Source organism: Microcoleus sp. AT8-B5 (genome assembly GCF_036705565.1).
In the GTDB taxonomy this organism is placed as follows: Bacteria; Cyanobacteriota; Cyanobacteriia; order Cyanobacteriales; family Microcoleaceae; genus Microcoleus.
The window spans coordinates 102,042-110,437 of record NZ_JAUBUY010000024.1 but is presented as its reverse complement, the minus strand read 5'-3'; the positions used below and the strand labels follow the sequence as shown (position 1 = coordinate 110,437).

The following is an 8,396-nucleotide window of genomic DNA, read 5'->3' as shown; positions in this document are numbered from 1 at the left end:
CCACGCAATTGCCATCGCTGCTAACAAGAATAGGACTGCTTTCATTGCCATCGGATGCAGACTCGCTATCCACCCCAAAAGGGAGAAAGCGACGCATCCGGCAACAAAGTAATTTGCCAGATACATCGCTTTCATTTAGTTAGTCCCTCCTGTGAGTTTGGCTTTAATTTCATCAATGCGAGTCCGAGCATCGCTGTCAGCCTTATCAATCCCTAAACCCAGTCGGGCATAACCGGGACGCAAGCTGTGCAAGTGCTTAGCTAGTCGAGTGTCTGAGCGTTTTTTCCCCAATTCATTATCGGCCACAGCAGGGTAAGCTCATCTAATTTGGTATAAATTGTACTTGACAAAAAGGGCAAGATATAAAAGAGCATCCTGTCAAGAGCGGTTCTTTGAACCCATTTGAGATATTTTGACGATCGACAGATAAGGAACGATCGAGAGATAAGGGGCGAGGGAGAGATAAGGGGCGAGGGAGAGATAACGGGCCAGCGAGAGATAACGGGCGATCAACTCGCAGCCTCAAAGATGTCAAATGGGTTCTATAATAGTGCTTCATCGGTGTCACGAATGGTGAGGAAAAATCCATGGAGAAAGGATTCGAGCGTGTTGTGAATGAGGCAAAATCATCACCGAAACCCGACAGGTCTCAACCGCTCTCAATGCAACACTTACAAGCTTGCTTATCAACTTATTTTGATGACATCCCAGATCCAAGAGTAGACCGAACAAAACAACATTTACTTAAAGACATTCTGGTCATTACCATATTAGCTGTGATCGCAGGAGCCCAGGGATGGGAAGACATCGAAAATTATGGACTCAGCAAGCAGCAATGGTTAAAAGAATTTTTAGAGTTACCAAATGGCATCCCCAGCGATGATACATTTCGTCGGGTCTTTGAAAAACTAGATCCGAAAGTTTTAGAGCAGAAGTTATCGCAATGGTTGCAACAAATTATGGGTTCAGTCTTGCAAGAAATTATTCCCATAGATGGCAAAAGTTTGCGGGGTTCTTACGATAGAGAGAAAGGTTTAAAAAACTTACATTTAGTGACAGCTTGGGCGAGCCAACAACGTTTGGTACTCGGGCAAGTCAAAGTAGAAGACCATTCCAATGAAATCACAGCAATTCCAGCCCTACTAGAACTACTCGACATTGCCGGGGCGATTATCACCATTGATGCGATGGGGACTCAAACAGAAATAGTCCGACTGATTCGTCAGAAAAAAGCCGATTATGTCGTGGCACTAAAAAGCAATCATCCCACTCTTTACAATAAGCGTGAAAGACTGGTTTGAGACTGCAAAAAGTCAGGAATTCAGGGAAAGTGAAATGAGTTATGATTCCCGAACCGAAAAGGGTCATCATCGCGTCGAAACTCGAAAAGTCTGGGCGGTATCAGTTGCCCAATTAGGAGGACTTTACAAGCAAGAACAATGGGCTGGATTACGCACTATTGTTATTGTTGAAAGAGTCCGTCATCTTTGGAACAAAACCACTCGTGAGGTGCAGTTTTACCTAAGTTCTTTGCCAGTAGATGCCCAGCTCAATGGTCGTGCTATTCGCCAACACTGGGGCATTGAAAACCAAGTGCATTGGAGTTTAGATGTGACTTTTAATGAAGATAAATCCCGGATTCGCTCGTTAAATAGTCCTCAGAACTTCGCTCTGGTAAGACGGATTGCCCTTAATGCGGTCAACCAAGAAACAACTCTCCAGCGTAGCCTGCGACAAAAAATCAAACGGGCTGCGATGAACAATGACTATATGATGCAAATTCTCAAGTGCTTTTGTCAAGCATGATTGAGATGCTCTTACCCTGTCGGCCACAGCACCCTCATATTTGCGGTGATGGCGGTGAACTTTAGCATCGGCTTCTTCAACTTTTGCCAGTGCTTCATAGGCGCGCTTAGATTGTTTTGCCCCGTCTGTTTTCTCCTTAGCTAAATCCTTCATAGCGTCCGCTTCTTCCTTCGTGAAATAGCGCGGTGCTGGCACAACTGGAACACTGCGGATGCTGGAAAAGTTGCCAGGATTTAGCGGTGTGATAACGCTTGCGTCGGTGCTTGCCAGAACTTTTGATTTGTCGATTGCGTGTCCGCCGTCGTTGCTGGCAGTGAGTTTTCCAGCATCAGAATTACCACCAAACAGTCGCAGTTGTAAGCTCATAATTTTGTCCCAATTTGAATGTTGATGCGAACAGGAGAGGGAAATAAATTCAGGGGATTGATTTGTCGCCACATAGACATAGCCAGCACAAGCAGTCCCGCCGATGCGAGTGCGAGTGCGATGAGTTGCCCAAGGTCAACCCAGTCTAAAAAGCTGGTGGAAGTCTGGCGGGTGAAACCGCACACAGGGAACGAACCGTCGTTAGTCCAATCTAGGGTGTCTACACTTTCTAGAACTGTGTCTAGTGGTGCAGTCAAGGTATACAAGCAGTCGAACTGCTTGCGACTACTTGCGACTGTTTCACTTGTGTCTAGTGGTGTGTCTAGCACTGTGTCTACACTGTCTACAATCGCTGTGTCAAGCAGTTCAGACACTGCGTCTACACTTCCTATAACTGTGTCTAGTGGTATATCTAGCAATGCGTCTACACTGTCTACATTCACTGTGTCAAGCAGTTCACCGTCAACGAGGTACAGTTCTAGCAGCGCTTCCCATGTAGCAGTTTTGCTAAGCTTCCCGAACTGCTTGGCATCCTCATTGGTGAAGCCACGGTCATAGGCGATCGCCTTTAATTGGTCAATGCGACGGTAGCTGACAATTGGTTTAGTCATGGCTGACAAGCCTCAAGTCACCACCAACAACTAATCGCTCGTCAAAACAGGGGTACGTAGAGTCTGGCCCTTGTCCACCTGTCCAATTAACTAGATAAGCCCAAGTTTGTTCATAAGGATGCCAGCAAAAACCAAGCACCTCGCCGTATTCGACACACTCCTTGTCGAATTCATTAGTCCAGTAGTCGGCTACTTTGTCACCAATACAAAACTGGGACTTGGGATATTTCTCAGGGGTTAGATTGACTGGTTGAGAACGCGGCACAAAAAACAGCAAAGCGGCCGATGCGATTTTCTGCAACAACTCGCGACGGGGAATCATTAAGAGTTGCGATCGTCCGCAAAGACAACCGTCTAAAAATGTCATAATTTATCGGCTCCAACCGTTGTACCTGAACGTTTGGGGAAGTCGTGGTTTGGCTAGCATTGCAAGTGCTCGTCAACCGCGCATCAATCTTCCTTAGTTACTCACGATTGCAGACTTCCACTTCCTTGTCAACACAGGGACTGTAAAGTTTTGTTTCAAGTTATTCGGCAAGCAACTCCATCACTTCGTGGGGCGTAATGCCGTAAATAGCGGCTAGCAGTTTGACATTTTTCACATCACTTCCTAACTGTTTAAGCACTCCAATTGCACTACCCAATGGAATAGCTTCTGTTGTGGACTGAGTTAGTAAATCAATCGTTGTCTGAGTATTGGCTCGTTTTTTATAAGTACCTTCATTCATCTGTGTTGAATGCCCCAAACTCTTAGCTCTTGTCTCCTGAGACATCCCCGCCATTTGACCGTTGAGATTCGCTAAGTGACGTAAAGCGTGGGTTTGGGTAAAGCCTTTGTCCCATCTTCTTAAGATAGTTTGTGCGCGGTCACTGTATAGCCCACTAATCGTCTTTGGATTGTTTGACGATGTTCTAACATCAGGCAAGTTGCCTGATTTGATTTCTAAACATTCCATCAAGTCAGGATGAGTAGGAGGGAGCATGGGTATACACAACCTGTAGCCCGTCTTAGTTGTAGTATCTAGTAACGTCTTATCGCCTACTACGGCAATCATTTGTTTGTTTATCGGTTCATTCAAGGCAGGAATAATAACACCATCTTTCGTCTTAAATGGCTTGTCAATATTCTGAATCGCAAAAACTTCATGAACTCGAAAGCCATACACCAACTGCATTGAGAATACCCACATCCACCGCCTACGTGATTCCAAATGGTATCGTTTGTTGTTGGGAACATCTAAAACCACTTCGCGAAGTTTTAAAAACTCATCAACCGATAAAGTTTGAAGGTCTTCACGAAATTCTGTTTGTCTACCGTCAATCTCTTTGAGCCTGCCCAATAAGTCGGCACTGTCAATAGTCTCAGCAAGCTTTTTCATGGCGCACAAGCAATTTTTAAAGCACTTGGTTCCTTGTTTTTTACCGTTAACTGCGGACAGAATATCTGTTAGGTTTACGACCCTATCTTGTGGCAACAGCTTATAGTAGTCACCGTAAACGGCACTCCAAGTACGTTGCTGACTAATACTACTCCTGTCACGTTGTTGACGGCGTTTAGTGCGTCCATCCCAGTATTCTTTCTCTACTTTTGTTATCGCCTGACCAAACGTTATCAAATCATTTTTGATGACGTTTTTATCCAAAATAACATCATCATACCAGGCTAAAAAGCGACTCTCGCTAGAGAAGGACTGTAAACCGCTAGCAACTAGATGAGCTTTCCTCAGAGCATCAGTGATACCTTGCATGGTCAAGTAGCACCCACAAGTCTTGTTGACCCGCTTGTCACCTAACTTGAATTGCAACGTTATGTAACCACCACTCGCTTTCCTGTCTCTTTTTAGCCCTACGCCCTTGGGGCATTCTTTCTGTGCTTGTTGGAAGTAGTCTAGAATCCGCTCGTAGCCAATAAGGTAGTCTGCGGTGGTACTTGCAGTGACAGGATTAGATTTTTCGCTCATCTCTCGCTCCCTACTCTGATAGTGCTGAGTTCGACTGATGTACTCAGCCTACAGCAAGTCGCTCAGTGTTCGCTCAAATCAAAAACAGGACTTTCAGAGTGGGTGCAAAAAATGGCTAGAACGACGGAAATTCGTAATTCAAGAGCGAGGCTTTGATTCAAGTCCTGCCGTACCCGTTACATAAAACCTAATAGCATCAATGCTTTGAGCCGTTCTTTCCCGAAAAGGAGAGAGCGGCTCAAACCTTATTTGTTTCGCATTTTTTTCGCATTTTGTTTCGCACAACAAATGCGAAACACTGCCTATCTGGGTCAGGTGGTATCCCGGCATCCTTTCAGCAGACACGGGTCAACTCTCCGGGCCCAATATTTCCAAGAACGTCTCCACGTCTGCCAAGTCCGCTCTGGATTTTTTACGCCGCGCTTTCAATTGGTTGAGCAAGTCAGTCGGCTCTGGGAATTCTGCGACGGTCGGAGCTGAGTTTTTATTTTCGGCGTCTGGCATCCGAAACAAATCCTTAAAAAAGCCCCACCTGCCACACTGGGCGAATCTTCATGCTTCTGACCGATCGACACTGCTACCCTTCTGGGTATAGGTTTGCTATAGCCGATGTGATATCATAAAAAGTCTATTGTGTCAATAGCCTAGCTCCTGCGATGTTCAAACAGCAACAGCAGGTTGTGGGCCGAGTAGCCCTCAGAGGTTATCCTTAGTAATCAGGCTAGTTTCCGACAGGTTTGGATATGTTCCCAACAACTCTATTTCATGTTCCCCAAAATTTAATGCTATTACTCGACCGCAGCGCGATCGACCGATTAAAGCCCCTATTGGCGCAAGCAACCGGAATGCCTATAGTTGCATCGGAAAATACGGCAACAATTGCGCTCGTATTGGTTGCTATGGGAATTCTGGGTTGGGGATTTTATCGCGCCAGACCTTTTGGCAAACTGGGAATTTTGGCTTGGTTGCAGTCTGTTGCGCTGATGAGTCCCTGGCTGCTGTTCTTTGGTTTGTTCGCCGCCGGAATTTACCTCAATCTAGTTGCGGTATTGTTGCTGCTAGTGGCATCCACGGGATTGTACATTTATCTGGGCCGGCAATTGCGTAAGGCTGCATCTGATACAGTGCTGCCGCGGCCGGATGCTGCTGAGGTAAAGTCCCAAAGCGATGCTTTCTCAGCCCCTGAGTCGCAGCGACCACCAGGCCCAGAAACGATTAAGATCGTCACCTCGTCGCCTGCGAATAATGAATCAGAAATAATTCCCGTTCCGGTGGAAGACCTCAAGGCAATTAAAGGTATCTTTGGAATTGATACTTTCTTTGCCACAGAAACGATTCCCTATCAAGATGGGGTAATTCTCAAAGGCAATCTCCGAGGAGACCCAGAACAAGTACACTCACGTTTGACGGCAAGTTTGGAAGAAAGATTAAACGATCGCTACCGCCTATTTTTAGTAGAAAATCAGGACGACAAGCCCGTAGTTATTATCTTGCCCAGCACCAACGACCCGCAGCCAACAACCGTGTCTCAAAAAATCCTAGCAGTCGTGCTGCTGCTGGCAACAATTGCTACTAGCTTAGAGACAGGCGGTTTGCTGCTAGGTTTCGATTTCTTTAACTCGCCGGCTAGATATCTAGAAGTTTTGCCAATTGCAGCCGGAATTTGGGCGGTTTTAGGCTCTGGGGAAATTGCTCGCAGAGTGCTGGCAAATCGGTACAAGGTTGGCTTGAGTTGGCCGTTTTTTATACCAACTTTGCAGATAGGTTGTTTTGGAGCGATCGACCGTTTTGAGTCGCTGCTGCCCAACCGTAAAGTTTTGTTTGACATCGCTTTTGCCGGGTCAGCGGCTGGGGGAATAGTTTCTGTGCTAATGCTGGTAACGGGTTTGCTGCTGTCTCACCCCGGCAGTTTGTTTCAAATTCCCGCAGAATTTTTCAAGGGCTCGGTTTTGGTGGGAACTTTGGCAAAAGTGGTTTTGGGTTCGGCGTTGCAGCAGCAGATTGTTGACGTTCACCCGCTGGTAGTTATCGGTTGGTTGGGCTTGGTAATAACGGCGATTAATTTGATGCCGGCGGGACAGTTGGACGGGGGTAGAATCGTGCAAGCCATCTACGGTCGGAAAATAGCCAGTCGCACTACTTTGGCGACTTTTGTGGTGCTGGCTATCGTTTCTTTAGTTAATCCTTTGGCTCTGTATTGGGCGATCGTGATTCTGATTTTACAGCGGAATCTGGAGCGACCGAGCCTCAACGAGCTGACTGAGCCTGACGACGCTCGCGCGGCTTTGGGTTTGCTAGCTTTGTTCTTGATGATTGCTGCGCTGTTGCCGTTGACTCCGGCTTTGGCTGGCCGTCTGGGAATTGGCAACTAGCAGTAGTCGGGCATCTTTGGTAATAGGCTCTTGGGTTGCGGTAAATTAGTGGAATATAGGAATTGAGCGATCGAACTGGGAACTGAAGGGCGATCGGGTTCCTAACTACTAATTTCCCATTAATACCCGCGCCCAGGGCAATTTATCTACTACCAAAAGTTGATTTTTTTATAACCCAAAATTTGTTTAAACTTGATCGATTAAGTTTAAATAACTTATCTGAGCCTATAGGATAAAGTCATGGCTAATCAACTTCCTCCTGTATTGGTAACTTTTGATGCAGATGTTTTAATGACTGGCCGAACCCAAGTTTGGCAAGAATATGCGAAGGTGGGAACTTGCTATATCCCAGAAGTAGTGTACGACGAAATAGATCGTCTGACAGGGCAAGCGGTGGAAAAAGCTCAAGAGCAAGTAGCTAGAGAGTTTATGCGCTTTTTTGCCGACAGCGGTTGGATTGCAACTGACGCTCAGGAAACACACCGCGCTCTCGAACCTTCGATCAAAAATCAAAGCAAGCCAGCAATGCTGGTGGTGGCGACGGCTCAGTGCGTTTACGGTTTGGCTCAAGAACACCCGGACGCATTGGTGATTTTTGTGTCCAACAGCCAGCCTCTGCTGAAGCGGCTGGCTTCTGTAGGCGCTACGAATCTCTGCGGGATTACCGGGGCGATGCTGTTAAATTGGGCGAGGAAAGGGGAACGCCCGCCGGCGGCGACTCAGCAATTGCAAAGTTTGATGCGTACCCTCGCCGAACGCAAATCGACTCAGCGCCCTAACAACAGAATTCAGGATGCTGCTGTGGGCCAAACGGGGGCTTCTGCTAGCAAGTTAACGGGGACGCGCGGCGCTTCTGAATTGAAGTCGTCTACCAGTTTTACTAAAACTAATAAAACGGGTTTGACTGAGAAGCGCAGTGCGAGTTCCCGGCCCAAAACGCCACGGCGCAATCGCGAGGAGTCGATAGATTACGAGCCGGCTGTATATCGCATGAAACATATTACACCTCCGAAAAAAAGGGACAGCGGTTTTCTGTCTAGTGTGTTCAATTTTTTGGGAGCCTTATTTTTCTTGACGGTAGCGGTGGGTATTTTGTGGCGAGTGTTCGATGTTAGGGGTTTTAGAAAGACTTTTGTGCCGGCTCTACCGCAGCCTGTGCAACAATTTGTTAAGTCGATCGACCCTAAATAATCTAGTTTGCTGAAAATTCTACCTTCTGATGTGGCTGATTTGCACCTTGGGAAACTGGGATAGCACGCTTGGTTAACAAATCGGTTCTC

Annotated in this window: 7 protein-coding genes and 1 pseudogene; 3 read left to right on the top strand and 5 right to left on the bottom strand. The window is 46.7% G+C overall.

Going from position 1 to position 8,396, the window contains the following annotated elements; all coding sequences use genetic code 11:
• Positions 1-135: 135 nt before the first annotated feature.
• The gene (locus tag QUB39_RS17760; protein ID WP_333210810.1) at positions 136-306 is read right to left on the bottom strand and encodes a hypothetical protein; all 171 of its coding nucleotides are present in this window, start codon (positions 304-306) and stop codon (positions 136-138) included.
• Between the two features lie 281 nt (positions 307-587).
• Between QUB39_RS17760 and QUB39_RS17755 the strand changes: the two are divergent.
• A pseudogene (locus QUB39_RS17755) lies at positions 588-1,806 on the top strand (ISAs1 family transposase).
• 362 nt (positions 1,807-2,168) lie between these two features.
• On the opposite strand, the gene QUB39_RS17750 reads toward QUB39_RS17755, so the two are convergent.
• The 4 genes from QUB39_RS17750 to QUB39_RS17735 all read right to left on the bottom strand — a co-directional run bounded on the left by QUB39_RS17750 (position 2,169) and on the right by QUB39_RS17735 (position 5,248).
• The gene (locus tag QUB39_RS17750) at positions 2,169-2,783 is read right to left on the bottom strand and encodes a hypothetical protein (protein ID WP_333055845.1); all 615 of its coding nucleotides are present in this window, start codon (positions 2,781-2,783) and stop codon (positions 2,169-2,171) included.
• Positions 2,776-3,150 (bottom strand): hypothetical protein, encoded by a 375-nt coding sequence (locus QUB39_RS17745; protein WP_333055843.1) that lies wholly within the window; start codon positions 3,148-3,150, stop codon positions 2,776-2,778. Before QUB39_RS17745 ends, QUB39_RS17750 begins: the two co-directional genes overlap by 8 nt.
• Positions 3,151-3,310: 160 nt before the next feature.
• Positions 3,311-4,744, bottom strand: coding sequence for a hypothetical protein (locus tag QUB39_RS17740; protein ID WP_333339578.1), 1,434 nt, complete (start codon positions 4,742-4,744; stop codon positions 3,311-3,313).
• 348 nt (positions 4,745-5,092) lie between these two features.
• The gene (locus tag QUB39_RS17735) at positions 5,093-5,248 is read right to left on the bottom strand and encodes a hypothetical protein (RefSeq protein WP_333263071.1); all 156 of its coding nucleotides are present in this window, start codon (positions 5,246-5,248) and stop codon (positions 5,093-5,095) included.
• A 239-nt stretch (positions 5,249-5,487) separates the two neighbouring features.
• On the opposite strand from QUB39_RS17735, the gene QUB39_RS17730 reads away from it, so the two are divergent.
• Both QUB39_RS17730 and QUB39_RS17725 read left to right on the top strand, forming a co-directional pair.
• The gene (locus tag QUB39_RS17730; RefSeq protein ID WP_333055838.1) at positions 5,488-7,116 is read left to right on the top strand and encodes a site-2 protease family protein; all 1,629 of its coding nucleotides are present in this window, start codon (positions 5,488-5,490) and stop codon (positions 7,114-7,116) included.
• Between the two features lie 240 nt (positions 7,117-7,356).
• Entirely contained in the window at positions 7,357-8,307 is a 951-nt protein-coding gene (locus QUB39_RS17725; RefSeq protein ID WP_333263077.1) for a PIN domain-containing protein, read from the top strand.
• The last annotated feature ends 89 nt before the right edge of the window (positions 8,308-8,396 follow it).